Annotated in this window: 18 protein-coding genes; 10 read left to right on the top strand and 8 right to left on the bottom strand. The window is 73.8% G+C overall.

Annotated features, from left to right (window positions below):
- Positions 1-44 precede the first annotated feature (44 nt).
- Positions 45-1,616: an LCP family protein gene (locus tag ACLQ2R_RS06120; RefSeq protein ID WP_425958327.1), complete on the bottom strand. Its 1,572-nt coding sequence runs from the start codon at positions 1,614-1,616 to the stop codon at positions 45-47.
- A gap of 139 nt (positions 1,617-1,755) precedes the next feature.
- On the opposite strand from ACLQ2R_RS06120, the gene ACLQ2R_RS06125 reads away from it, so the two are divergent.
- Both ACLQ2R_RS06125 and ACLQ2R_RS06130 read left to right on the top strand, forming a co-directional pair.
- Positions 1,756-2,637 (top strand): crotonase/enoyl-CoA hydratase family protein, encoded by an 882-nt coding sequence (locus ACLQ2R_RS06125; RefSeq protein WP_425958328.1) that lies wholly within the window; start codon positions 1,756-1,758, stop codon positions 2,635-2,637.
- 5 nt (positions 2,638-2,642) lie between these two features.
- Entirely contained in the window at positions 2,643-3,686 is a 1,044-nt protein-coding gene (locus ACLQ2R_RS06130) for an alpha/beta hydrolase (protein WP_425958329.1), read from the top strand.
- 114 nt (positions 3,687-3,800) lie between these two features.
- Here ACLQ2R_RS06130 and ACLQ2R_RS06135 read toward each other — a convergent pair whose 3' ends face one another.
- Positions 3,801-5,315, bottom strand: a complete 1,515-nt coding sequence (locus tag ACLQ2R_RS06135) for an alpha/beta hydrolase family protein (protein ID WP_425958330.1) — start codon at positions 5,313-5,315, stop codon at positions 3,801-3,803.
- Positions 5,316-5,454: 139 nt separating this feature from the next.
- Between ACLQ2R_RS06135 and ACLQ2R_RS06140 the strand changes: the two genes are divergently transcribed.
- From ACLQ2R_RS06140 to ACLQ2R_RS06150, 3 genes are all read left to right on the top strand, one after another.
- Positions 5,455-6,582, top strand: coding sequence for an exonuclease SbcCD subunit D (locus ACLQ2R_RS06140; RefSeq protein ID WP_425958331.1), 1,128 nt, complete (start codon positions 5,455-5,457; stop codon positions 6,580-6,582).
- Positions 6,583-10,875, top strand: a complete 4,293-nt coding sequence (locus ACLQ2R_RS06145) for an AAA family ATPase (protein WP_425958332.1) — start codon at positions 6,583-6,585, stop codon at positions 10,873-10,875.
- A gap of 134 nt (positions 10,876-11,009) precedes the next feature.
- Complete coding sequence (locus tag ACLQ2R_RS06150) at positions 11,010-11,675, top strand: tetratricopeptide repeat protein (RefSeq protein WP_425958333.1); 666 nt, start codon at positions 11,010-11,012, stop codon at positions 11,673-11,675.
- A 156-nt stretch (positions 11,676-11,831) separates the two neighbouring features.
- On the opposite strand, the gene ACLQ2R_RS06155 is transcribed toward ACLQ2R_RS06150, so the two are convergent.
- Complete coding sequence (locus tag ACLQ2R_RS06155) at positions 11,832-12,500, bottom strand: hypothetical protein (RefSeq protein ID WP_425958334.1); 669 nt, start codon at positions 12,498-12,500, stop codon at positions 11,832-11,834.
- A 259-nt stretch (positions 12,501-12,759) separates the two neighbouring features.
- On the opposite strand from ACLQ2R_RS06155, the gene ACLQ2R_RS06160 reads away from it, so the two are divergent.
- The 4 genes from ACLQ2R_RS06160 (at position 12,760) to ACLQ2R_RS06175 (ending at position 18,466) form a co-directional block, all read left to right on the top strand.
- Positions 12,760-14,025 (top strand): pentapeptide repeat-containing protein, encoded by a 1,266-nt coding sequence (locus ACLQ2R_RS06160; RefSeq protein WP_425958335.1) that lies wholly within the window; start codon positions 12,760-12,762, stop codon positions 14,023-14,025.
- Positions 14,026-14,443: 418 nt separating this feature from the next.
- Entirely contained in the window at positions 14,444-15,973 is a 1,530-nt protein-coding gene (locus tag ACLQ2R_RS06165) for a hypothetical protein (protein WP_425958336.1), read from the top strand.
- A 340-nt stretch (positions 15,974-16,313) separates the two neighbouring features.
- The gene (locus tag ACLQ2R_RS06170) at positions 16,314-18,035 is read left to right on the top strand and encodes an MDR family MFS transporter (protein WP_425958337.1); all 1,722 of its coding nucleotides are present in this window, start codon (positions 16,314-16,316) and stop codon (positions 18,033-18,035) included.
- A gap of 65 nt (positions 18,036-18,100) precedes the next feature.
- On the top strand, positions 18,101-18,466 hold the full coding sequence (locus ACLQ2R_RS06175; RefSeq protein ID WP_425958338.1) for a VOC family protein: 366 nt from the start codon (positions 18,101-18,103) through the stop codon (positions 18,464-18,466).
- Positions 18,467-18,513: 47 nt separating this feature from the next.
- Here ACLQ2R_RS06175 and ACLQ2R_RS06180 read toward each other — a convergent pair whose 3' ends face one another.
- Both ACLQ2R_RS06180 and ACLQ2R_RS06185 read right to left on the bottom strand, forming a co-directional pair.
- The gene (locus ACLQ2R_RS06180; protein ID WP_425958339.1) at positions 18,514-18,975 is read right to left on the bottom strand and encodes a VOC family protein; all 462 of its coding nucleotides are present in this window, start codon (positions 18,973-18,975) and stop codon (positions 18,514-18,516) included.
- Positions 18,976-19,238: 263 nt separating this feature from the next.
- Entirely contained in the window at positions 19,239-19,865 is a 627-nt protein-coding gene (locus ACLQ2R_RS06185; RefSeq protein ID WP_425958340.1) for a TetR/AcrR family transcriptional regulator, read from the bottom strand.
- A 115-nt stretch (positions 19,866-19,980) separates the two neighbouring features.
- Here ACLQ2R_RS06185 and ACLQ2R_RS06190 point away from each other — a divergent pair, with 115 nt between their 5' ends.
- A complete protein-coding gene (locus ACLQ2R_RS06190; protein ID WP_425958341.1) occupies positions 19,981-21,198 on the top strand; it encodes a winged helix DNA-binding domain-containing protein in 1,218 nt (405 codons plus the stop codon).
- Between the two features lie 42 nt (positions 21,199-21,240).
- Here ACLQ2R_RS06190 and ACLQ2R_RS06195 read toward each other — a convergent pair whose 3' ends face one another.
- The 3 genes from ACLQ2R_RS06195 to ACLQ2R_RS06205 all read right to left on the bottom strand — a co-directional run bounded on the left by ACLQ2R_RS06195 (position 21,241) and on the right by ACLQ2R_RS06205 (position 26,079).
- Positions 21,241-21,675, bottom strand: a complete 435-nt coding sequence (locus tag ACLQ2R_RS06195; RefSeq protein ID WP_425958343.1) for a YkvA family protein — start codon at positions 21,673-21,675, stop codon at positions 21,241-21,243.
- A 127-nt stretch (positions 21,676-21,802) separates the two neighbouring features.
- A complete protein-coding gene (locus ACLQ2R_RS06200) occupies positions 21,803-24,910 on the bottom strand; it encodes a chromosome partitioning protein ParA (RefSeq protein WP_425958344.1) in 3,108 nt (1,035 codons plus the stop codon).
- A 572-nt stretch (positions 24,911-25,482) separates the two neighbouring features.
- Positions 25,483-26,079: a hypothetical protein gene (locus ACLQ2R_RS06205; protein WP_425958663.1), complete on the bottom strand. Its 597-nt coding sequence runs from the start codon at positions 26,077-26,079 to the stop codon at positions 25,483-25,485.
- Positions 26,080-26,183 lie beyond the last annotated feature (104 nt).

Consider the following 26,183-nt stretch of genomic DNA (forward strand, 5'->3'; position numbering starts at 1 on the left):
GCCGCGCCGGATGCCCGACGAGCATCGATGCCCGGACGCGATGTTCAGGCGCAGCCCTCGGTGATGCCCTTGGCGGCGGCCGGGTCCGGCCTGACCGTGGTGCTCGCCCGGGGGCGGGGGGTCCGGGCGGACGCGGTGCCCTCACCGGCCCGCGGGCCGCCGCCGGCGGTCTCGGTGTTCCCGCCGGTGCCGGGCGTGGCGGAGGGCGGGACGGAGGGCGGGACGGAGGGCGTGACCGCGAGGGTGCTCACGGGGGTGGCCGAGGGGGACGCGGCGGCGGTGAGCGGGCGCCGGGGAGTGGCCGAGGCGCGCAGGGCCTTCGCCGTGACCTTGCGGATCCTGTCCCAGTCGGGGTAGCCGGTGTTGATCAGCGGAGGGACGAACTGGACGCTGGTCACCTTCGCGTTCTTCACCTTCAGCACCAGCGGGACCAGGTGCTCCAGCATCGGGCGCGGGATGTCGGTCCTCAGCAGTTCCTTCGTGGCCGTCGCCACCTGGTTGAGCCGGGACAGCACGGTCGCCGGATCCGCCTGGGACAGCAGGGCGCCCAGCACGCAGCGCTGGCGGCCCATCCGGGTGTAGTCGTCGCTGTTGGTGCGCGAGCGGGCGAACCACATCGCGTCGGCGCCGCGCAGCCGCCGGGTGCCCGCCTTGACCAGGCCCTCGTTGTACCTGCCGAAGACCACGTCCTGGGGCACGGTCAGCGTCACGCCGCCGATCGCGTCGATCAGCCGGGCGAAGCCCCACATGTTGACCAGGGCGTACCAGTCGATCTTCAGCCCGAGCGTGTACCCGACCGTGTCGATCAGCGTCCTGGTGCCCTGGTGCCTGCGCCCCCCGAAGATCTCCGGGTGGGCGTCGGCGTACTCCCAGACCGCGAAGAGCAGGTCCTCGCGCGAGCCGTCGGGGTTGGCCGGGAGCCGGAAGCCGTCGGGGAAGCGCCTGGCCATGGGCGAGCCGGGGACGAAGCGGACGTTCTCCAGGTTGCGCGGCAGGCTGAGCAGCACGGTGTTGCCGGTCCTGACGTCCACGCTGGCCACGTTGACGCTGTCGGTGCGCACGCCCACCCGGTGGGTGTCGGCGTCACCGCCGAGCAGCAGGATGTTCACCCGGGAACGTCCCGACCAGGGGTCGTCCGCCTTGCCCGTGCCGCCGCTGGGGCCCGGCGTGGAGGGGGCGTTGAAGATGTCGGTGACCGCCGACTGCGAGACCGCCGCGGACTGCCCGACCAGGCCGAACGGCAGCAGCACGGCCACCGCCAGCAGACCGGCCAGGCTCCCCGCGACCGCCTGCCCGGACCTGGGCAGGCGGCCGGGGTTCATCACCGTGAACGAGTGCACGATCAGCGCGAACCAGGCGATGCCCAGCAGGGCCGAGGCCGCGATGACCAGGGTCACGTTCGAGGAGGAGGCGGCCAGTCGCCCGGCGAGGGCGCCCAGGTCGGCGGTGAGCGCGACCCAGAGCAGGGCGAGCAGCAGCACGGCGTACCCGGACAGCAGTGCCAGGCCGGTCCTGCGCCGGCCCGCGCGCAGGTGCGCCGCGCCGGGGGCGACGGCGGCCAGTGCCGTCCAGCCGATGACCGTGCCGACCCCGGGCGGTCGTGGTCTGTCCCGCACCTGCCCCCCGCTCGCTCGCCCTTCGCTGTCGCAGGGAGATATTAGGGGGGTGAAACACCGCCGTGAGCGACAAGTCGGTGAACAACTCAAGAAACTCATACGGACTTATCGGACTTTTTCTCTGGAATAAGATTCGGTCATGGCTTTCACGGAGATCCAGTACGAGGTGGCCGACGGTGTCGCCACGATCACTCTCGACCGACCGCACCGCCTCAACGCCTTCACCTACGTCATGCGCGGCGAGCTGATCGACGCCTTCGACCTGGCCGACGCCGACGACGAGGTACGCGCCGTCGTCGTCACCGGCCGGGGCCGCGCCTTCTGCGCGGGCGCCGACCTCTCGGGCGGGGGAGAGACCTTCGACCACCGCAGGACCGGCGAGATGTACGCCGGGCGGGACACCGTCGACGGCTCGCCCCGCGACGGCGGCGGCACGGTCGCGCTCCGGATCGCCGGGTCGCTCAAGCCGGTCATCGGCGCGATCAACGGCCCCGCCGTGGGCGTCGGGGTGACGATGACGCTCCCGATGGACATCAGGCTCGCCTCCGACACCGCCAGGTTCGGCTTCGTCTTCGCCCGCCGCGGCATCGTGACCGAGGCCGCCTCCAGCTGGTTCCTGCCCCGCCTCGTCGGCATCTCCCAGGCCATGGAGTGGGCCGCGACCGGCAGGGTGTTCCCCGCCGACGAGGCGCTCCGGGGCCGGCTGGTCTCCAGGGTCCTCGCCCCCGACGAGCTGCTCCCGGCCGCGTACGCGCTCGCCCGGGAGATCGCCGACAACACCTCGGCCGTCTCGGTCGCCGCGATCCGCAGGCTCATGTGGTCGGGCCTGTCGGCCGCCTCCCCGTGGGAGGCGCACCGCGCCGACTCGGTCCTCATGCACGCGCTCGGCTCCGCCCCGGACGCCGCCGAGGGCGTCACGGCGTTCCTGGAGAAGCGGGCGGCGACGTTCCCGATGAAGGTCTCGGGCGACCTTCCCGGGGCGGTCCCCTCCTGGCCGGACAACCCCTACGAGCGGCACTGACCGTCATGTCCGACGTACCCGCCCCCGAGGTCCCCCCTCCCGCCCTTCCCGGCGCTCCCGGTGTTCCCCGCCCCGGCGCTCCCGGCGCTCCCGGTGTTCCCGCTCCCGACGTCCTGGGCGACGGCTACGAGCTCACGGTCCTGCCGATGCCCGACGACCGCGAGGGGCCGGTGGTGGCCTCGCTGGTGCGGCGGGCCGCCGGGCGGGCCACCGGGCCCGCCCGCGGGGCCGTGCTGTACGTGCACGGCTTCACCGACTACTTCTTCCAGACCCACCTGGCCGACCACTTCGTCACCCGGGGCTTCGACTTCTACGCCCTGGACCTGCGCAAGTACGGGCGATCGCTGCTGCCGCACCAGACCCGCGGGTTCGTGCGCAGCCTCACCGAGTACTTCCCCGAGATCGACGAGGCGGTACGGGTCATCCGCGAGCGGGACGGGCACGAGCGGGTCGTCCTGAACGCCCACTCCACCGGCGGCCTGATCGCCCCGCTCTGGGCCGACCGGGTCCGCGGGCGGGGCCTGGTCCAGGCGCTGGTGCTCAACAGCCCCTTCCTCGACCTCAACGTCCCGTCCCCCCTGCGGGTGGCGGCCGACCTGCTGCGCGGCCCGCTGTCCAGGCTGCCGGCCCGCGCCGTGCTGCCCCTGGCGGCGGCCACCGCGTACGGCGCGAGCCTGCACCGCACCCACCACGGCGAGTGGGACTTCGACCTGGAGTGGAAACCCGTCGGCGGGTTCCCGGTGCACGCGGCCTGGCTGGCGGCGGTCCGCCGGGCACAGCGCAGGCTGCACGGCGGCCTGCGGGTGGACGTGCCGGTGCTGGTGCTGTGCGCGGAGAAGGGGCTGCGGCTGCGCGCCTTCGCCCCCGAGGCGCGCGGCGCCGACGTGGTGCTCGACCCCCGGCAGATCGCCCGCTGGTCGACCAGCATCGGCCCGCACGTGACGTGCGTGCGGGTGGCGGGCGGCATGCACGACCTGGTGCTCTCGCCCGGGCCGGTCCGCGAGCGCGTGCTCGCCGAGATCGACCGCTGGCTCACCGGCTACCTCTGACCGGCCCGGCGGCCACCCCGCCCCGGAGCGGCGCCGATGGCCCTTCGCGGCCCGGGGCGGGGGCGGCCAGGCCGGGCCGGGCCAGGCCAGGCCAGGCTCGGTCAGGTCAGGGGCCTACAGGGGGAACGAGAACAGGCCGTAGTAGGCCGCGGCCACCAGCAGCAGGCCGTTGCCGCCCAGTGCCCCGGCGACGGCGAAGCTCTGGGGACGCGAGGGCTGCCAGCCCTCGCGCATCCCCTCGACGACGGCCGCGACGCCCGTGACCTCCTGGAGCAGCATCAGCAGCGCCAGGATCCTGATGACCAGCCATCCGGCGAGCACCGCCGGCCAGGCCCCCGCCTGGTTGACCGAGAACAGCACCAGCAGCACGATGAACGCCAGCACCGAGACCAGCAGCCCCACCCCGGTCCACGCCATCCGGCGGAACCGGCGCCGGATCGGCGGCCAGACACGGGCGTTGGTCTCCGCCGGAGCACGGCCGCGCAACCGGGCGGCCATCTCGGCCACCGGGCCGACCACGTAGCCGACCGCGGCCAGGCAGAGCGCCAGCCCGATGATCGTCCCCCCGGCGTACCAGGGGGCGGCGGGCACGTCGCTGGCCTCCAGCCGCTGGACGGGCGTGGCGCCGGCGATGTGCACCGTCGGCGTGGCCGTGCCCGGCAGGCCGAGGATCCAGTTGGCGAGCGTCTGCAGGTACCCGGGCGCGAAGGGGCCGCCGTGCAGGCGCATGCCGTGGTCGGCGCCCTGCAGGTAGCGGATCGTGTAGTCGAGGTTGCCGCCCTCGGTGAGCGCGCCGGTCAGGGTCTTGCTGCTCTCCACGAACGGGATCGACGGATCGCGGGTGCCGTACAGGGCCAGGACCGGCTGCCGCACCCCGCGCAGCGCGGGCAGGCCGTCGTAGCGCAGGAAGTTCATGTCGACGGAGCCCATCGCCCGGATGAGCAGCTCGCGCACGCCCGGCGGGGCGTGCAGCCGTTCCAGCTGCTCGCCCAGCGCCCACGTCACCTGCCGCATGGGGGAGACGTTGGGGGCCGACACCAGCACGGTGAACCCGACCTCGTCGCTTTCCGAGGCGGCGATGGGCACCACCCAGCTCCCCTCGCTCACCCCCCACAGCCCCACCCGGGCCGGATCGACGTCCACGCGCCCGCGCAGCTCCCGCACGACGCGCACGGCGTCGCTCGCCAGCAGGGCGAAGTCGCGGTGCCGGAAGTCGTAGCCCGCCGTCCGCTTGTCGTAGGCGAGCGTGACGATCCCGGCCCTGGCCAGCCACTCGGCCTGACTGGTGAACTCGCCCCGTGTCCCGGCGCCGGCCCCCTGCACGAAGACCATCGCCGGGTGCCGGCCCGGCGTGAGCGGCGCGCGGATCGTGGCCCGCAGCGGCGTGCCGTCCTCGGCGGTGACGGTGACCTCGCGAACGCTGATCCGCGCGGTCGCCGCGACCGGCGTGACCTCGGCGGGAGGCTGCGGGGGAAGGGTCTGGAAGACCGGGTCGGCGCGCAGCGGGGTCGGGTCGAACGGCGGCGGCAGCGTGTAGCCCACCGTCGCCAGGGCGGCCAGGATCAGGCCGGCGGCGACGCTCAGAACGCCACGGCCGGCCTGCAGGCCGATCCGGTCCTCGCTCGTCACTGCCTCCGCGCCCGCCGTTCCCCGGTATGGTTCCCCTCGATCTTCCAGCCTACTCAGGTCCGGAAACCCCGCGGGGACGGGGGATCCGAGTGACGCCAGTGGCCACATTTGTCGCTGAGTCCTGTTAGCTTCGTGCGACATGCGGGTGCTGCACACATCGGACTGGCACCTGGGCCGCTCGTTCCACCGGGAGAGTCTCCTGGCCGCCCAGGGCGTCTTCGTCGACCACCTGATCGAGACGGTCAGGTCGGAGCGGGTCGACGTGGTGGTGGTCTCCGGCGACGTCTACGACCGGGCACTGCCCTCGGTCGACGCGGTCGAGCTGTGCAACCAGGCGCTGAGCCGGCTGGTCGACGCCCGCGTGCGCACCGTGCTCATCAGCGGCAACCACGACTCGGCGCGCCGCCTCGGCTTCGGCGCCGAGCTCATCGACGCGGCCGGCGTGCACCTGCGCACCGACCCCGGACGGGTCGGCGAGCCGGTCGTCGTCGACGACGTCGCCTTCTACGGCATCCCCTACCTGGAGCCCGAGCTGGTGCGCGTGGCCTGGGAGCTGTCCGAACGCACCCACACCGCCGCGATCGGGCACGCCATGTCGCTCATCCGCGCCGACCTGGCGCGCCGCGCCGGCCGTTCGGTGGTCCTGGCCCACGCGTTCGTGACCGGCGGGCACGGCAGCGACAGCGAGCGCGACATCAGCGTGGGAGGCGTCGCCCACGTGCCGGTACGGGTCTTCGACGGCGTCGACTACGCGGCGCTTGGCCACCTGCACGGCCGCCAGCGGATGAGCGACACCGTCCGCTACTCCGGCTCTCCCATCGCCTACTCCTTCTCCGAGGCCGGCCAGGTGAAGGGCTCCTGGCTGGTCGACCTCGGCCCCGGCGGGTTCGAGGACGCCGTGTTCGTCGAGGCCCCGGTGCCCAGGCCGGTCGCCCGCCTCACCGGCCGCATCGACGACCTGCTCTCCTCGCCCGGGCACGCCCGCCACGAGGACCACTGGCTGCAGGTGACGCTCGTCGACCGGATCCGTCCCAAGGGGGCGATGGAGCGGCTGCGGGCCCGCTTCCCGCACACGCTCGCGCTGTCCTTCGAACCCGAGGGCGGCCCGGAGAACACCGTGACCCGTCCCCGGGTGGCGGGGCGCGCGGAGATCGACGTCGCCCTCGACTTCGTCCGAGAGGTACGCGGCGAGGCCGCCGACCCCGAGGAGACCCGGCTGCTGCGGGAGGCCGTGGAGGCGTCCCGCGCCAAGGAGGCGATGGCGTAGATGCGCCCGCACCGTCTGTGGATCAGCGCGTTCGGCTCCTTCCCCGGAGAGGAGCAGGTCGACTTCGACGCCCTCACCGAGGCCGGGCTCTTCCTGATACACGGCCCCACCGGCGCGGGCAAGACCACCGTGCTCGACGCGCTCTGCTACGCCCTGTACGGCAGGGTGCCCGGCAGGCGCGACAGCGCCAAGAGTCTGCGCTGCGACCACGCGCCCCCCGGCCGCGGGCCCAGCGTGGCGCTGGAGGTCACGGTCAGGGGCCGGCGACTGAAGATCACCCGGTCGCCCGCCTGGCAGCGTCCCAAGCTCAGGGGCACCGGCACGACCAGGGAGAACGAGAAGGCCCTGCTGCAGGAACTGTCCCCCGCCGGGGAGTGGGTGGGGCTGACCACCCGGATCGACGAGGCCGGGGAGTTCGTCGGCACCCTTCTCGGCATGAACGCCGAGCAGTTCCTCCAGGTCGCGATGCTGCCCCAGGGGGACTTCGCCAAGTTCCTGCGTGCCGACGGGGAGGACCGCAGAAGGGTCCTGGAGCGCCTGTTCTCGGTGAAGGTCTACGCCACGGCCGAGTCCTGGCTCGCGGACAGGCGTACCGAGGCGTTCCGCGAGCAGCAGACCCTCGGCAAGGAGGTCGACTTCGCGGTCAAGCGCCTTGAGGAGGCCGCGGGTCCGGTCCTGACCGCCACACTCGCGGCCGGTACGGAGCCCGCGCCGGAAACCACGACGGGGGCCTTGTTCGAGGTCGGGACGGAGTCCTCGGCGGGGGCGTCGGCGGGACCGGCGGGATCAGCGAAGTCGCCGGGGTCGCCGGGGTCGCCGGGGTCGTCCGGGCCGTCGGCGGGAGCCCCGGCGGAGTTCTCCGTGGAGTTCTCGGCGGAGGACGACCCCCTGGGCTGGGCCCGTGCGCTGGAGGAGCTCGCGAGCCGGGAGGTCGCGCGGCTGGAGCTGGGGGACGCCGGGAGCGAGGCCGCCGTGCGGCGGGCACGCGAGAGCCTGGAGCGCGGCGCCGCCCTGGCCGACCGGCGACGGCGCCATGCCGAGGCGCTGGTCAGGAGCCGGGCGCTGGAGGAGACCGCCGAGGAGCGGGCACACCTGGAGGCCGTCCTCGAGGAGGCGTCGGCGGCCGACCGGGTGCTGCCGCTGGTCCAGGAGGCCGAGCAGCGCGCCGAGGCCGCGTCCAAGGCCGAGAGCCTGGCCGCCGACGCCGTCGCCCGTGCCCTGCCCCTGCTCGACGCCACCCCCGGCGTTCGCGACGCCACCCCTGTCCTGTCCGACACCGACACCGGTACCGGCCGCGACGCCGACGACGCCGGTGACGTCACCCGGTCCGTTCGCGACGCCGACACCGACGCCAGCACCCTCGCCGACACCGACACCGACGCCGACGCACTCGCCGATGCTGATGCCGGCCGTCGCGGCGCCGTGCTCGGTCACCTGGCCGCGCTGGAACGCGACCGCCAGAGCGAGATCACCCGGCTGGGGGAGCTGCGCGCCGAGGAGGCACGCCTGGCGGAGATCGGGCGGGAGCGGGAGCGGGCCGGTCACGAGATCGCCGAGCTGGCCGCCGCCCAGGCCGTGGCCGACGCTCGCCTGGAGGTCATCCCGGATCTCCGGCGCGGGGTGGACGAGCGCCTCACCGCCGCCCGCCTGGACTCCGCACGGATCCCGGCCGCCGAGTCGGCGGTGGAGGCGGCCGTCACCCGGTTGCGGGCGGCCGAGCAGCGTGATCGCCTCGCCATCGGGCTGGCCGCCGCCCGCGCCGACCTCGCCTCCCGCCTGACCGCCCTCCCGCCCGGCCTCGACGAGGAGCTCGCCCCGGGATTCCGTGACGAGCCCTCCGAGGACCGTGGGCCGGACGGCACTACCGCTCCGGGGCGACATGCCGTCGAAGCGGCAGCCGGAGCCGTGGCGCACACGGAAGACCCGGCGGGGAGTACGGCCGGAACGGCGGAAGACACGGCCGGAGCAGGGACCGGCGCCGACACCGATCCGTCCGGTGAGCCGGACCGGATCCGCGCGGTCCTCGCGACCCTGGAAAGGGAACGCCGGGAGGAGCTGGCCGGGCTGGAGGGGCTGCGGACCGAGGAGGCCCGGCTGGCCGAGCTCGACACCCGGCTCGACGAGCTCGACGCCGAGCTGCGCGAGACCGTACGGACCGAGACCGGGATCCAGGAGACCCTGCGGGGGCTGCCCGCGGCGTCGGCGGAGGTGGCCGCCCGCCTGCGGGAGGCCAGGACGGCCGCGGCGCGGGTCCCGGCGGTACGGGCGGACGCCGAGGCCGCAGGTGTGGTGCTCGGCGCGGCACGACGCCGCGAGGTGCTCCGCGCCGAGCTGGGGACCGCCCAGGCCGCCAGGACCGAGGCCACCGACCTCGCCCAGCGGTTCCGCGACCGGCACCAGGACATCCGGCAGGCCAGGATCGACGGCATGGCCGCGGAGCTCGCCGCCAAGCTCGTCCCGGGTGAGGCGTGCGTGGTCTGCGGCTCGCCCGAGCACCCGGCCCCGGCCGCCACCGCCGACGAGGCGCCCACCGCCGAGGACGAGCGCGCCGCCCAGGCCGAATTCGAGACGGCCATGGAACGGCGCCGGGCCACCGAGACCGACGTCACGGCGCTCTCCCTCCGCCTGGAGGAGGCCGTCGCCACGGCGGGGGAGCGGACGCCCGACGAGGCCGGGCGGACCCTCGCCGAGGCCGAACGCGAGCTGGCCGCGCTCCTGGAGACGGCGGGAGCCGAGGAGACCCTCACCGCGGACGCCGCGCGCCTGGCGGCCGAGCTGGACGCGGCCAGGGAGACGGCCGCCGAGGTCGCCCGGCGCCTGGCCGAGGGCCGGGCCCGCCACGCCGGCGGGCAGGCCGAACGCGAACGCCTGACCGCCCGCCTGGACGCGGCCCGCGGGGACGACCCCACGGTCCGGGCCCGCCGCGACCGGCTGGCCACGGAGGCGGCGCTGCTGTCCGCCGCCGTCGGCGCCGCGAGCCGCGTCGTCGAGGCCGTCGCCGCACACCGCGAGGCGAGCGGGCGGACCACGCTGAACGCGCACGACGCCGCCGTCGGCCTCGCCGGGGCGGAGCGGGCACTGGCCGCGCTGCGGGAGTCGGCGGGCACCGAGCCGGAGCTGGCCGCGCGGGCGGGCGAGATCGCCGCCGAGGCCGAGCGGCTCCGGGAACGCTCGCGGGAGCTGGCCGTCGCGCTGGCCTCCCGCCGTACGGACGTCGAGAGGCTCGGTGCCGAGGCCGGGCGGCTGGTGCGGCGCATCGACGAGGCGCGCGGCCAGGACCCGACGCTCTCGGCCAGGCTGGACCGGCTGGCCGACGAGGCCGCGCTGCTCCGGGAGGCCGTCGAGGCGGTCAGGGACGAACGGTCCACCGCCGCCGAGCTCGTCGCGGCCCGCGACCGCGCACTGGCCGCCGTCGTCGAGGCGGGGTTCCTCGATCTCGGCGACGCCCGCGCCGCGGTCCGCCCTCCCGCCGAGCGGGCGGCCAAGACGGCCCGGCTCCGCGAGCTCGGCACCGAGAGCGCCGCGGTCGCCGCGATGCTCGCCGACCCCGAACTGGTCGCCGCCGCGGCCGAACCCGAGCCCGACCTGCCGGGCCTGCGCGAGGCACGGGACGCGGCCGACGCCTCCCACGCACGTCTGCTGTCCGAACGCAGCCAGGCCGCCGCCCGCCTGACCCGGCTGGCCGCGCTCCGCGCCGAGCTGGCCGCCTGCCTGGAACGGTGGCGTCCCGCCGCGGAGCGGCACCGCCTGGCCGAGCGGCTCGCCGCGCTGACCGGCGGCAACTCCAGCGACAACCGGTGGAACATGCGACTGTCGTCGTACGTGCTCGGCGAGCGCCTGCGGCAGGTGGTCGAGTCGGCCAACGAGCGGCTCGACCACATGTCGGGCGGGCGCTACCTGCTGGAGCACAACCGCGACCGTACCGCCGGGGACCGCAGCAGGTCCGGCGGCGGCCTGGGCCTGCACATCCTGGACAGCTGGACGGGTGTGGGACGCGATCCGGCGACACTGTCGGGCGGGGAGAGCTTCATCACCTCACTGGCGCTGGCCCTGGGCCTGGCCGACGTGGTCACCGCCGAGGCAGGGGGAGCCGACATCGGCACGCTCTTCGTCGACGAGGGCTTCGGCACCCTGGACGAGGACACCCTCGACGGCGTGCTGGACATCCTCGACGGGTTGCGCGACGGCGGCCGGGCGGTCGGCATCGTCAGCCACGTCGCCGAGCTGCGCACCCGGGTGCCCGCCCAGCTGCGCATCCGCAAGGAGCGCCGCGGCTCGACCGTCCGTCAGTGATCGGCCGGGCCGCTCCCCGCCCGGAGCGTTAGACTCGCCCTCCGGATGTGGGCAGGGGAGCCGTACCGGCCGGCACGCCGGGCTCCGGCGCGGCACACGGCGTGGACGGTGCGGACGGTGCGGACGGGGTGGCGATGAGCACTGGGGATCGGATCGAACGGGCCCGGGCGCTTCACGAGCGCGCGGTCTTCGGCGGGGAGGCCGGGGCTCTGGACGCCGCGGACACGGAGCTGGACGCGGTCGAGGCCGACCTCGCGCTGGCCCGCGGCCGGGTCGTCCACGAGCGGCTCCTCCAGGAGCGCGACGGCCCGCCCCGGGGGACGGCCGAGGAGGAGTCACGCGAGCTGGAGCTGTTCGAGCGGGCGGCGCGGCTCTACCGGGTGCTCGGCGACGTGCGCGGCGAGGGGGAGGCGGTGCTCTGGATCGGCCTGTTCCACCAGGTCATCCGGCAGGACGACACCACCGCCGTGCCCCTGCTCGAACGGTCGCGCGAGCTCGCCACGCGGACCGGCGACAGGCGGACGCTGTCGTACGCGCTGCGGCACCTCGGTGTCGCCGAGCACATGGCAGGGCGGCTGGACGCGGCGCGCGAGCGGCTGGAGGAGTCGACGCGGCTGCGCCGGGAGATCGGTCTCCTGCCCGGTGTGGCCGCGAACATGGTCGGGCTCGCCTACATCGCCGCGGGAAGCGGCCGCCGGGACGAGGCGCTGTCCCTGATCGAGGAGGCGAGCGCGATCGCCGGGGCCACCGGCGCCCATGCCGTCGCGCGTCAACTCCAGGAGGCGCGCACGCGGGTGTAGGGACTCCGGGCCCACCAGGCCGGATGTTCCAGGTCTGTCCGGCGCGCACGCGGGTGCGGGGACGCCGGAGGAGACCGGGCGCCGTCCCCGGCCGGGACCCGGTCACCGGTCACCGGCCCGCGCGGCGCGGCCGTGCGGGCCGGTGCGGGCCGGTGCTCACCTCCAGGTCGCACGCCTCAGCACGCCGGCCAGGCCGGGGGTGTTCCACTGGTCGACGACGAGCACCTTGCTCCGGGGCAGGAACCATTCGCGCTGGACGAACCTCGCCTTGACCGTGCCGCCCGTCATGGGGACGCACGTCGCCTTCCACTCGCGGTAGTGGGCCCTGTGACCGGCGCCGACCTGGCGCAGGCCCCTGACCCCGGCGGCGCCGAGCCGGATCGTCCATCTACGGTCGCGAGGGCACAGCTGGACGTCGGTGGCCGGGTAGTAGGGCCGCTCGGCGGTGTAGGGCCTGAACAGCTCGTTGCCGGTCTTGATGGCCGCAGGGCCGAGCACCAGGAACCCGTCGCATCCCGGTACGCCCCATCCCGCCCCCGGCCTGGCGCAGGCGCCGGTGACGACCTGGATCCTGTCGCCCTTGCCGTACACCTTCCACGTGTCCGGCAGGCGCAGCGTCAGGCCGGCGCGAAGGCGGAGAACCCTGGTGGCGGAGACCGTGGCGACGTCGGCGGTGGTGGAGACGGCGGCGGTGCCGGGGGTGGCGGCGGCGGAGACGGCGGTGGGAGCGGTGACCACGAGGGTGGACACCAGCGCGGTCGCCAGGCCCGCGCCCGCCGCGGCCCGTGCGGCCGTACGGGGGGAGATCGCCTTGTCGAGGTTCATGGATTCCTTTCGCGGGGAGGGCGGCACCGGCGGCCGTGTTCGACGAGCGCCTGACACCGTTCACGGTGAACGGACACGACGTACCGGACCGTCGCTCATCCGGCCGGAGAACCGGATGATCTCCGTGTCGCGTTCGCCCACCCCCGTATTCTGCCGTCGATCGTTCTCGTCGGTCCTTCCGATGCCGTCTCAGATCACACTCGGGCGACGACCTTCCCGACATCACGCGTCCCCCGCGGGATTCGGCTGGAATGGAACGATGCGGCGGATCGGAAGCATGTGGCGCCTGCCGGCGGTGATCGCCGTCGTCTCCCCGGTGGTGATCTGGTGGGCGATCCTCGGCCCGCCGCTCCCGGAGTGGTCGTCCTGGGTGATCACCGGTGTCGTCGTCGCCGCCGGGACCGGCCTGAGCATGGCGGTTCTCCTGGGACCGGTCGCGCGCCGGATGGCCGGGGAGCACGAACCCCTCACCGCCCAGGATCGCGAGCAGTTGTCGGTGAAGGACAGGATCGACGCGGTCGGCAACGCGCGCACCACGCTCCTTCAGGCCGCGACGGGCCTGGTGGTCGTCGGCGGCCTGATCTTCACGGGGGCCGGCCTCGTCTACACCGCCCGTACCCTGGACGTGTCGGCCAGGACCCTGGACGCGACGCGTGACGGGCAGATCGCCGACCGGTACACCAGGGCCGTCGAGCAACTGGGATCACCGAAGATCGATGTGCGGCTCGGCGGCATCTACGCGCTCCAGCGCCTCGGCGTCGACTCCGCCCGCGACCGGCCGACCGTTCTCGAGGTCCTCACCGCCTACGTCAGCGTCCACGCCCGGCCGCCGGCCTCCGAGGTCGTCCGGAAGCAGGCTTCCGAGGTCGTCGGGGAGCAGGCCGCCGTGGACGTGTTCGCCGCCCTGACCGTGATCGTTCAGCTGGATCCCGACCCCGCCCGCGACCGCGTCTTCGACCTCAGGGCCGTCGACCTCCACGGCCTGGACCTGACCCGGGTGAACGTGCTGGGCTCGGATCTGAGCGACGCGAACCTACGGCGTGCGACCCTGCACGAGAAGATCGTCAGAGGCGTGACCCTGGACGGGGCGGACCTGACGGGCGTACGCCTGAGCCGCGCCGACCTGCCCGGCGCCGCGGCTGGAGCGGGAGGGCGGGTCCTTTCTCCGGGGCCGAGGCTGTCCCGTGCCACGCTCACCGGCGCGGAAATGAAAAATGTGATCTTGGTAGAGGCGAATTTGGGTAAGGCGATTCTGACGAATACGGTCCTGACCGGTTCCTACCTGAGCAGAGCAAGCCTGAAGGACGCGAAACTTCGGGGCGCGAAATTGATCGGTGCGGACCTGACCGACGCGGATCTGACCGGTGCCGATCTGACCGGTGCCGATCTGAGAGACGCGGTTCTGAAGGGTACGAAACTGGGAGGCGCGATCCTGGAGGGCGCCGACCTGAGAAAGATCAGGGGAAAGTCGCAGGAGGCGATCACGCTGGAGGCGCGGACGGACGCGGAAACGCAATTCTCCTGACCGGCCCCGCAGCCCGGACAGCCGATGTCCCGGCGGTTCGGAGGAATTACCCGGAGACGTCGCGATGAATCGGGGGCGGTTTCCGCAAAGGTCCCCGCAGGGATGGGAAAACCTGAAATCCTGAACCTCGGTGTAGTCGTCGGGTGACGCTCGGAACGCGCGGTCCGGGATGCGCCCGGCGACCGGACCCGCGACCACGTAATCGTCGTCGCGAGTGAAACGTCGCGTCGAACGAGACGAGGCGTCGCGACGCCCGTACGGACCCTGGCGGTCTGCCTTTCCTCGCGTCGGCGCGCGGGAAAGGTGAGGCCGGGGCGGTCCGTGGAGCACGTCTCCGGCCGGAGCGCGCGAGAAGGACGAGGACCACTTCGAGGAGGAAGAGATCACCGGTTTTCAATCGCGTCGGCGCCGGGTCAGAATGAGTTTCCCGCAACGGGATCAGCGACGCGCCGGAAACGGCCGCCGGGTCAGGCCGCTGTTCGCGGTCTGCCTGGCCGGCATCGTGGTCGTCGGCGCCGCCGGTGCCTGGTGGCGGTCCTCCCGCGCCCAGCACTGCGGAACCACCACCCCCACCCTGGTCACCACCCCGACGGACGAGTGCGTTGGAGTCACCGACGGCAGTGCCGGCCCGGCCGTCTTCGGCCGGGAGCTGCAGCCGGCGCTGACGGCCATCGCCGCCGAGAACCGCGAGGTGGAGAAGGGAGGTCCCGGCACCTACGTCACCGTCGCCTTCATGGCCCCGATGGGGTCCGGAGCCAAGGACCTGACCGGCGGGCGGACCGCCCACGAGGTCGAAGGCGCCTTCGTCGCCCAGCGCAGGGCCAACGCCTCCACGAAGTACCCGAAGATCCGGCTGGTGCTCGCCAACATGGGAAGCGACGAGACGCACTGGCGTACCGCCGTCGATCACCTGAAGCCCATGGTCGAAGCCCCCGACTCGCTGGTGGCGGTCACCGGAATGGGCCTCAGCCAGTACGAGAGCGTCGAGGCGGCCCGTCTCCTGGCGACCGTGCCGGCCATTCCCATGGTCAGTGACATCATCACCGCCAGGGGCTTCAACTCCACGGGCACCATCGACAAGGACGACCGGGCCTCCTGGCGCGGGCCGATCGACGGACTGGTCCGGGTGGCTCCCGATGTCGACGATCAAATTCGGGTGATCGGTAAGAGGCTGAAGCAGCGCCGTGAACTGAAGGAAGCGGTCCTGGTGTGGTCCGACAAGACCCCCCAGGACACCCCGGACCTGTACACCGTCTCCCTCGGCAAGGCGTTCCAGAACCCACAACTCCTGCTCAAGCCCTACCTCGACAGGGGAAGGCTCAAGTTCCCCTTCAATCCCGAGGGCAAGGGCGACGAGGCGCACTCGCTGGAGACCATCACCAACGGCCTGTGCGGCAGGCATCCCGACATGATTTTCTACGCCGCTCGCCAGACGTACCTGTCGACCTTCCTGGAGAAGCTGCACGGCCGTCCCTGCCCCCTGGGTCCGATCACGGTGGTCACCGGTTCGGATGCCGCCGCTCAGCCCAAGGACACCCCCGCACTTCACGACGCGAAGATCCCGATTTCGCTGATGTACGTTCCCCTCGCCGACCCGGTGTATCTCAACAGCGAGAACAATCCCCACCATGTCCACTACCGGGAGTTCGCGGCGGAATTCTCCCGGAACCATCACGGACAGGTGTTCCCTCTCCGGCACCTGGACGACGGTTGGGGGATCATGGCTCACGACGCGATGCTCACCGCCATCACCGCGGTCAACAACGCCGTCGCCGGTGGCTCCCGGGACGTACGGTCCGTGCCCACCCCCCGCGCGGTCAGGAGTCAGCTCTATCTCTTCCAGGGGAACAACGTCATCCGGGGAGCCGGTGGCAGTTTCCGGATCGACCCGGTGACCGGAAACCGCGTCAGCGCCACGGAGCCGGAAGTCGTCGAGATCACCCCCTGAGGGGAGCCGGGATCGGTGGCGGGCCGGTCGAGTCGGCCGAGCCGGCCGGATGGGCCGAACGCGCCGTTCTCGCAGCTCCAGTCCCCGCTGTCGCCGACGAAGGTGCTTCACGAGCAGGCGGGTCGGGGCCGCCGCCCGCGCCGATCTCGTGACGAGGTCCGCCTTCAGCGGGGCACCCCGGCGCGGGAGTGGCGGGGCGGGGCGTGGGACACTCGCATCGACGACGGGGCGCGTTGTCGCCATCGCAGCCCGTCGGTCCGGGACGATCGTGTTCCGCGCCGCGCCTCCTGCCGCCGTCACCGCCGCACAGAGCGCGCGGAGCCCCGCGGAGACGTCTCTCGTGGATCATTCCTCTGTCGTGCCCGGCATCCCCGCCGGGGCCGACGCCCTTCCCCCTCTCGCCGTCCCGGCGTCCTCCGCCCTTCCGGCCGGAGCCGCCGTCCCGACGTCCGTGACCGTCCCGGCCTCCGCCACCGCCACCGCCACCGCCACCGCCTCACCGTCCGCCGTCGTCCCACCGGGAGACGCATCGGGGAACGCCGGGAACGTCGAGGAGGCGGCACCCGCTCCCCGGCTCTGGCGGGTCTTCGTCTGCCTGCTGCTGGTGACCTTCCTGGCCGCGCTGGACCAGACGATCGTCGCGACCGCCCTGCCCACCATCGTCGGGGAACTCGGCGGCCTGGAGCACATGTCGTGGGTGGTGGCCGCCTACGCGCTCGCCGCGGCCGTGGCCATGCCGGTGTTCGGGAAGCTCGGCGACGCCCTCGGGCGCAAGTCGCTGCTGCTCGGGTCGATCGTCGTCTTCCTGGCGGCGTCGATGTTCTGCGGGCTGGCCCAGGACATCGTCCAGCTCGTCCTGGCCCGCGCCCTGCAGGGCCTCGGAGCCGCGGGGCTGATGATCCTGTCGCAGGCCGTGGTCGCCGACCTGGTCCCGCCGCGTGACCGGGGCAGGTTCCTCGGCCCGCTCGGCTCGGTCTTCGGCATCGCCACCGTGATCAGCCCCCTCGTCGGCGGGACGCTCACCGACGGTGCCGGCTGGCGTTGGATCTTCTGGCTGAACCTGCCGCTGGGCATCGTGGCGTTCGTGCTGGCCGTCACGTCGCTGCGGCTGCCGAAGCGGCGGCTCTCGGCTCCCCTGGACGTGACGGGCACCGTGCTGATGACCGTCACGACGACCGCACTCGTCCTGATCGGCACCTGGGGCGGCACGCTGTACGGCTGGGCCTCGCCGGTGATCCTCGGCCTGGTGGCGTTCACCCTGGTGGGAACGTTCCTGTTCGTCCTCGCCGAGCGCCGTGCCGCCGATCCGCTCATCCCGCTCGGGATCCTCGCCGACCGCACCGTCCTGGTCGCCGGTGGGCTGAGCCTGGTGGTCGGGGCCGGGTTGTTCAGCGTGGTCAGCTACGTGCCGTCGTACATGCGCATGGTCTACTCGATGAGCGCCACCGAGGCGGGCCTGTTCCTGGTCCCGCTGACGCTCGGCCTGCTGGCCACCAACGTCGGCACGGGCTTCCTGATCAGCAGGTTCGGGCGGTACAAGATCTTCCCGGTGGCCGGTACCGCCCTGGCGGCCGTCTCGATGCTGCTTCTCGGGTCGATGACCCCGCAGACGCCCGCCTGGGCGTTGGGCGTCTACCTGGTGCTGCTCGGTCTCGGGGTCGGGTGCTTCATGCAGGTGTCGATCACCGCGGTGCAGATCGCGGTGCCCCAGTCCTCGGTCGGTACCGCCACCTCGACCGTCGTCTTCGTCCGGGAGATCGGGGTGACGGTGGGAGCGGCGGTGATCGGTTCGGTGTTCGCGGCCCGGGTGGCGGCCGCGCTGGGGTCCGTTCCCGGCGGGGCCGGTGACCCGTCCCGCCTGACCCCGGAGGAGGTCGCCGCGCTGCCTTCCGCCGGTCGCGCGCTCGTGGCCACCGCGTACGCCGACGGCCTGGTGCCGATGTTCCTCTGGCTGGCCGGCATCTTCGGGGCGGGGCTGGTATTGGCGCTGCTGCTGAAGGAGCGCCCGCTCACCGGGACCCCGGTCCCGAACGAGGACGGCGAGGCGGGCGGGGCCGCATAGTCGCGATCCTCTCGGGCAACCACCCCCTCATGCGCGGACGATCAGGGTCTCAGTGGTGGGGAGTGGTGCTCGACGCACCCGACGCGGGGGAGCTCGCACGGTTCTACGTGCGTCTCCTCGGGTGGAGGATCACCGCGGAGAAACCGGGATGGGTGGTGCTCATGCCCTCCGACGGGGTCGCCTACGTGTCCTTCCAGACGGAGCCGGAGTACGTGCGGCCGGTCTGGCCGGCCACCGGCGGTCGCCAGCAGATGATGATGCACCTCGACGTGGAGGTCGAGGACCTCGAGGCCGCGGTCGCGCACGCGATCGAGGTGGGGGCGACGCTCCCCGACCACCAGCCGCAGGAGACGGTACGGGTGCTCCTCGACCCGGCCGGACACCCCTTCTGCCTCTACACCGACACGTCCCCGGACGAAGGACCGGGGTGACGACCGGCCAGGGCGGGCAGGCCCGGACCGGATAGGCGTGCCGGTGGTCAGCCGGCGTACGGGGTGGCGACGTCGAGGATCCAGGTGACGCCGAAGCGGTCGGTCAGCATCCCGAAGCCCGGGGCCCACCGCGAGGGGCCGTACCTCTCGATGAGGTCGGCGCCGTCGGCGAGCCTGTCCCACAGCGCGCCGACCTCCTCGACGGTCTCGCCCCGGACGGACACGAAGAACCGCTCGCCGGTCAGGGTCATGCCGTGCTCGCGGGTGGTGGCGGCGGGCGCGGCGGCGGCCGGTGCCTGGCCGGGCACGTCGTAGGCCATGACGCTGAAGCCGTTGCCAGCCGTGACCTGGCCAAAGACGATCTTGTCGGCGTCGGGGAGGTCCTTCGGCATGCCGAAGTCGCCGTACGCGACGGCGGTGAGGTGGCCGCCGAACACGGTCCGGTAGAACTCCAGCGCCGCACGGGCGTCGCCGCGGAAGTTGAGGTGAACGGTGGTGCTGATGGCCATGACGGCTCCTCGGTCGTTGGTGACGGGTTTTCGGGCGCGGTCACGCGCCCGGCCTGCCCGGTGACGGATGACGCCGGCCGGAGAGGACGAGATGGGACGAGATGGGACGAGCGGGATGAGGGGGATTTCGCTACGACGCGCCGATCGGGTGATCGGCGCGCGGCCGACCGGATCGTCCGAGCGGCGCGCTTGTCCGAGCGGCGTGCTTGTCCGAGCGGCGTGCTTGTCCGAGCGGCGCGGTTATCCGAGCGGCGCGGTCGCGGTTATCCGAGCAGTGCGGGCATGATCACGCCGTCGACCAGGGTGACGAGGAACGCGCGGTCGAAGGGTTTGCGCTGGACGAGCGCCCGGTGGGCCGCCATGCACGGGACGACCTGCGAGAGGGTCTCGATGTCGGCCGTCGCCGGGATCTCGCCGCGGTCCACGGCGCGGCGCATGAAGGCGAGGTGCGCGTCGGCCCACGGCTTCACGACCGCGGTGTCGGCGGCCTCGGCGAAGGTGTCGTCGATGGAGATCATCGAGGCGAGCCCGGCCATGATCCTCAGGGTTCGCTCGCCCTCCCCGACCGACTGCGGCCTGTGGAGGGCGAGAAGGTCGCCGCGGAGTGTGCCGGTGTCGGGAAGTCTCTCGACGCCGGCCATGGTGTGCTTCATCCGGGCGACCGCGTCGACGACGAGCTCGCCCTTCGAGGGCCAGCGCCGGTAGAGGGTGGCCTTCCCCGCCTTCGCCCGTGCCGCGACCATGTCCATGGTCATGCCCGCGTAACCGACCTCGGCGAGGACGTCGAGGGTCGCGTCGAGGATCTGGGCGTCCCGCGTGTGGTCGCGCTTCCTGCCGGTACGTCCGGTCTGCTCGGGTGTGGACGTGCCGTCAGGCGTGCCAGGTGTCATGGGCGAACTCCTCTCATGAAGAAACGATACCGGGCAGTTCCGAAACTGACAAGTTCCGGAACTGCGTAGTTCCGATACTGGTGCCACCGGGGGCCCGGTGTGGCACGATGGCGCGATGCTCCACATGTCCGACGACGAACGCCGTGCCCGGCTCGCCGTCCGGCACGCGCTGGCCCCGGCGTTCCGCGTCGATTCCCCGCAGGCCGCCACCCGGGCGATGACCGTGCTGCACGCCACCGAGGCCGCGACGGTTCACCTGTCCTGCCGGGCGCGCGTCGCCTCGCTCGCGCTCGCCGACGTCGACCGGGCGCTCTACGACGACCGCGACCTCGTGAAGCAGTTGGCCATGCGCCGTACCCTCTTCGTCTTCCCGCGCGACCTGCTGCCCGCGGCGTGGTCCAGCGCGTCCGCCAGGGTCGCGGGCACCGAACGGGCCCGCATGGCCAAGGACGCGGTCAGGGCGGGGCTCGCCGCCGACGGCGACGACTGGCTCGACCGTGCCCGCGCCGAGGTCCTCGCGGCACTCGCCGACGCGCCCGAGGGCCGCTCGGCCCTCGACATCCGCCAGGCGGTACCGATGATCGACGTCAGGGTGACGGCCTCGCCGGGCGACCCCTGGTCGGCGTCGCGCGTTCTCACCCACCTCGGAGCCACCGCCGACATCGTGCGCGGCGTCAACGGCGCCCGCTGGTACACCTCGCGGCCCCGCTGGACCCTGATGCGCCACTGGCTCGACGAGGTCCCCGCCCCCATGAGCGCCGCCGACGGCTACCGCGAGATCGTGCGCCGCTGGCTGTACTCGTTCGGCCCCGGCACCGTGGACGACCTCGCGTGGTGGCTGGGAGCCACCAAGACGGTGGTACGGGCGGCGCTCGCCGGTCTCGGCGCGGTCGCGGTCTCGCTCGACCGGGGCGCCACCGGCTGGGTGCTGCCCGACGACCTCGACGCGACCCCCGACCCCGGCCCGTGGGCGGCGCTGCTGCCGGTGCTCGATCCGACCGTCATGGGCTGGCAGGGGCGCGACTTCTACCTCGGCCCGCACCGCGACCTGCTCTTCGACCGCCGGGGCAACGCCGGGACGACCGCCTGGGCCGACGGCCGGGTGGTGGGCTGCTGGGTGCAGGACGACGCCGGGGTCGTGCGGGTACGGCTGCTGGAGCCGGTGCCGGCCGCCACGCGCCGTGCCCTCGACGACGAGGCGTCGCGCCTGACCGAATGGCTCGGCGGCTTCCGCGTCCCGTCCGTCTACAGTTCACCCGCCATGAAGGCCGGCCCGTCCGTCCACAGCTCACCCGCCATGCGATCCGGTCCGCCCGCCACGACGATCCCGTGACGGTCGCGGGTGACGCGCCGGGGAGACGGTCTCGAAGAGGCGTCAGCGACCGGGGCCGGAGGGGCCCAGGCCGGTGAGGCGGCACAGCACGTCGAACCCCGCCGGGGTGCCGGGCCAGTGGCCGCGCACCGCCTCCAGCCCGGCCCGCCGCACCACGCCGCGCAGGACCGCGGCGACGACGATGACGTCGTCGGCGTAGCCGAGCACGGGGATGAAGTCCGGGATCAGGTCGATGGGCATCGCCAGGTAGAGCATCAGCAGGCCGAGCCGGACCCGCACGCCACGGGGCAGGCCCGCGTCGGCGGACAGGCGCCGGAGCAGGCGCAGCAGGTCGGGCAGGATGCGCAGCGCCTCCCGCAACAACCCGGTCTCCGGTCGCACGACGACCAGGGTCACGACCAGCAGCAGCCACCCGGCCACCAGCGCGACGCCCACGCCGAGCGCGACGTTCCCGATGCCCCCGACGTTCCAATCCACGGTGAGTCCTTCCCGCCCCGTTCGGTCCTTCTCGCCGCCTCATCACCCGGGGGCCACGTCCCGGCCCGTCCCACTCCACGACGGGCCGGACGGGCGTGCTCCCGGATCGCGGCGCCCGGTGACCGGCTCACCGGCCGACCGCCGCCGCCAGGGCGCGTACCCGGGCGGCGTGGCCGTCATGGCCGATGATCACCGGCGGCTCGTTGTACGGCATGGCGTCGGAGGAACGGCGCAGCTTGACGTACTGCCCGCAGGCGTCGACCGCGTAGGGCTCCATGTCGTCCTGGAGCGCGCCGATCACCGTGATCCCGTACGTCTCGCCGATCCGGCGGAACAGCGCCACGGCCTCCCTGCGGTGCTCCTTGCCGAGGTTGCGGCCCAGCTCGTCCAGGACCAGGCACAGGTGCCCGCCGCCCGAGGACGCGATCGCCGCCGCACAGACCAGTTTGACCGCCTTCTCGTCCATAAGCGCGGTGTTGGCCCGCCGGTCGTACGGCACGAACCCCTGGCCCTCGCCCCGGCGCCACGTGGGGGTCACCCGCCAGGCCCAGCGCTGCTCGGGATCGGCCGGGGCCGGTGGCACCGGGAACTCCAGCGTCGCCCCGTAGCCTCCGTAGGAGGTGTCCAGCCTGTCGAACTCCTCCGCCACCCGGGCCAGCCGCGCCCTGATCGCGGCGGTCAGCGCGGCCCGGTGCGCGGCGGTGGACCGGGCGGCCTCCTCCGCGCCCCGGGCGGCGGCGGTCAGGTCGCGCTGCCGGGTGACGATCTGCGTCTCGATCTGACGCCGCCGGTGCCGTTCGTACTCCTCCTGCCCGCGCAGGTAGGAGGCGAGCGCCGAGCAGACACCGGGGAACGTCGCCTGCTCGCGCGCGGTACGCCCGGCGCCGGGCGCGGCCCGCTCCCTGACCAGGAAGCGCAACTCCTCGGGCATCTCCTCGTCCTCGCCGGGGAAGGTGTCGCGCATCGCCTCGTCCAGCCGCCGCTCGGCGGACCGCCACCACTCCTCGGCCGTCAGCGGGCGCTCCTGCTCGTCGAGGGCCTCCAGCCAGTCGCGGGCCCCGTCGGCGGTGCCGCCCCACTCCCCGGCCAGCGCGTCCAGCCCGAGCGCCTCCCGGTCGGCGGCGGTCCGCGCCGCCTGCTCCGCGGCCTGGTCCCGGTCGGCCTCGTACCGGGCCCGGCGGCCCTCCAGCCGCTCGGCCTCCATGCTGCGCGTGCGGGCCCGGAAGTCCAGCGAACTCACCCCGCGTTCCGCCTCGCCCACCTTCGGCGCGATCGCGGTCAGCGCCTCGGCCAGCTCGATGAGCGCGTGCCGGCGCTCGGACAGCCGCCGCTCGATGTCGGTGAGCTGCACGGCGGCCCTGGCCCCCTCCAGCCGCCTGCCCGCCTCGGCGACCGCGTCCTCGGCGGCCCGCACGGCCGCCGACGCGCTCTCCTGGACGTCGCGTGCCCGGTGCAGGCGCTGCTCGGCCGCCTTGATCCTGGCCTCCCTGCCGGTGACGGCCACCTCGAACGATCCCACCACGGTCACACCGGCGGCGCTGACCAGCACCGAACCGGGCAGCGCGTCCAGCGCCCGCGCCGCGGCCTCCAGGTCGGCGGCGTCGACGATCACCGCGTGCTCGTGCGGCCACCCCCGGGCCCCCGGCGCGGGCACCGCCCGGCCGCCGGCCGTTCCCTGGTCGCGGGCCTGCTCGGCGACGTCGATCGCGTCCAGGAGCCCGGTGGCCCCCACGCCCGCCCCGGCGAGCGCGTTCAGCTGGGCCGCCGCCGGGCCGCCCTCGGCGTCGTCCAGCGCGGCCCTGGCCCCCTCGCTCTCGCGGTCGGCCACGCCCAGCGCCTTCAGCGCCTCGTTCAGCCGCGCCCTGGCCTCGGCCAGCTCGGCGCCGGCCGTGGTCACGTCACGCCCGTCGGCCAGGCGCCGCTGCTCCTCCAGGCCGGGGATCCAGCCGCGCAGCTCGTCCGCGGAGTTCTCCGCCACCGCCCGGTCGGCGTCCAGCTTCGCCGCGCGCGACTGCAGGTCGGCGAGCTCCCTGCGGGCCTGGGCCAGGCCGCGTTCGAGCGTGTCGTCCTTGAGCGCCGCGATCTCCGCCCGCACCTGGCCGATCGCCTCGACGGCGCGGTCGCCCGCCGCGCGGACCCGCTCCAGCTCCAGCGCCAGCTCCTCGTCCCGCCGCGCCGCGTCGGCGAGCCTGCGCGCCAGCCGTCCCCGCCAGCAGCGCAGCGCGTCGGCCAGCCGGACGCGAGCCCGGTCGCGCCGGTCGAAGGTCTCCAGGAGGGTCCGCGACTCGTCCTCGAACTCGCGCAGCAGCTCCACGGCCCGCGTCGCGCGCACCCGCCGGGCGTGCTCGTCGCGGCGGGCCTCCCGCTCCTGGTCGAGCTCGGCGTCCAGGCCGGTCAGCGCGGCGATCGCCTCGAAGACGCGTTCGGGGGAGATCTCGTTCAGCGGCTGGGAGAGCAGGTTGGTGGCGACCTTGCTCCGCACCGAGGTGGACAGGAACGACACGCACCGGACGCGGTCGCCGTACAGGAACCTGGTCAGGTCGCGCGCCACCACGTCGCGGCGCCCGGCCGAGCGGGGCAGCGCCGCCCAGAGCTCGTCCGCCCGCGCCACCCGCTCCGCCTCCGAGGCGGCCGAGGCCAGGTGGACGCCGGGGACCCACCGGATCTCCAGGTGCGGCGCCTCCTGGTTGACGCGCAGCCACACGGTGACCGCGTCCAGCGAGACGTCCTCACGCGAGGGAGCGTCAGGGGAGGTGCCGGGAGGAGCATCGTGGGAGACACCGCGAGAAGCGTCGCGGGAGATGTCGCGAGAGATGTCCTGAGAGGCATCCTGCCGGGAGGCGTGAGAGGCGTCGTGGCGGGGGGCGGGGAAGGCGCCGGGCACCGGGTCGGCCGGCGCGAAGACGCCGATGATGTACCCGTGGTCGGCGCTGGCCCAGGTCCGCCCGCCGCCGCCCGCGGCGAGTTCGGCGTTGAACAGCAGCTCCGCGACCGACTTGGCACCGGAGGCGAACCGCCACTGCTCGTCCCCGAGCAGCGCCGTGATCATGGCGATGAACGACGACTTGCCCGCGCCGTTGGAGTCCTTCGGCCCGGCGCCCGCGACCACGATCAGGGTGCCCGGCACGGTCGGCACCGGATGGGTGGAGAGCCGGGAGATGTTGACCGGCTGCACGGCGACCAGCACCCGGTCGCCCACCACGTTCTCCGTCGGCGCGCCCGCCCGGACGTCCACGGCGACCAGGGTCGCCTGCGTCCCGGCCGCGCTCCCGAAGCTCCGGGAGTTCGCAGAGTTCTCGGGGGTTACGGGGGTTCCGGTGATCCCTGCGCTTCCGGCGGCCCCGCAACCCCCGGTGCTACCAGCGGTTCTGGAACCCCCTGCGCTTCCGGCGGCTCCGGAACCCCCGGTGCTCTCGGCGGCTCCGGAACCCCCGGGGGTGCGAAGGATTCCGGAGTTCCCGGGGGCTCCGGCGCTCTCGGGGGTCGCCGGGAGCTCGGCCGCAGCGGGCTCGCCCCGGGACTCCGGGGCCGAAGCGGCTTCGGCCCCGGAGGTGCCCCTGTCGGGGGACGCGGTCCTCGCTCGGCCCCCGCGTGAGCCTTTCGCGGCCTGGTTCCGCTGGTCGGTCAACCCCGTTCCCCTCTTCCATCGTGTTCACGGCCCCTGCGTCATGTTCGTGGCATCGGAGCACCGCCCCGGTGACGTTCACCGGCCGGCACCCGGGATGCCGTTCGTCCCGGCATACCGCCCGTCACCCGTCGCCGTCCGTCTCACCCGTCGCCACCCGTCTCCTCCGTCGCCGGACGGCGTCATCGTCGGCTCGCCCGTACGGCCGCGGCCAGCGGCGTGTGCGGACCCGCGGCGAGGATCAGCTCCTCCTGCAGGCGGCGCCTGGCCTGCGGGGTCAGCCGATGGAACTGGGGCCCCGGCACGTAGCCGCCGGCCTCCTCGCCCGCCTTCACCTGGGTCACCAGCCCCGCGTGGCGCAGGACGCGCAGAGCCGCCTCCAGCTCACCGATCGGCAGCCGGGTGTGCCGTCGCAACTCGTCGGCCTGAGCGGGGAACGGCGACAGCCAGCTGTCGGCGGGAAGGAGCCCGTCGGCCCGGGGGATGGCCACCGAATGGACCAGAACCAGCACCAGCACCGCCCGCTCGGCCTCGCCCAGGGCCGGGACCGCCCCGGCCACACCGTCCGCGTACCCCGACGTCCACGTCTCGCGCTCGTGGACCAGGACCCGGCCGCGGCGTTCCAGCATCCCGGCGAGCGTGTGGCGCAGCGAGGGTTCCCGCAGCGCCGGGAAGCGGGCCTCGTGCACGGGCTCGGCCGCGTGCTCGACCGCCATGAACGCCGCCACGATCTCGGCCCTGCGCCGCTCGTCGAAGGGGCCGAGCAGGTCCTCGTCCATGCCCTCGGGAGCGGTGACGCTCGCGGCGGGCTCGATCTCCCCGTCACCGGACCTGCCGGGCTCGATCTCCCCGTCACCGGACCTGCCGGGCTCGATCTCCCCGG

It is taken from the genome of Streptosporangium sp. DT93, from assembly GCF_049844535.1.
In the GTDB taxonomy this organism is placed as follows: Bacteria; Actinomycetota; Actinomycetes; order Streptosporangiales; family Streptosporangiaceae; genus Streptosporangium.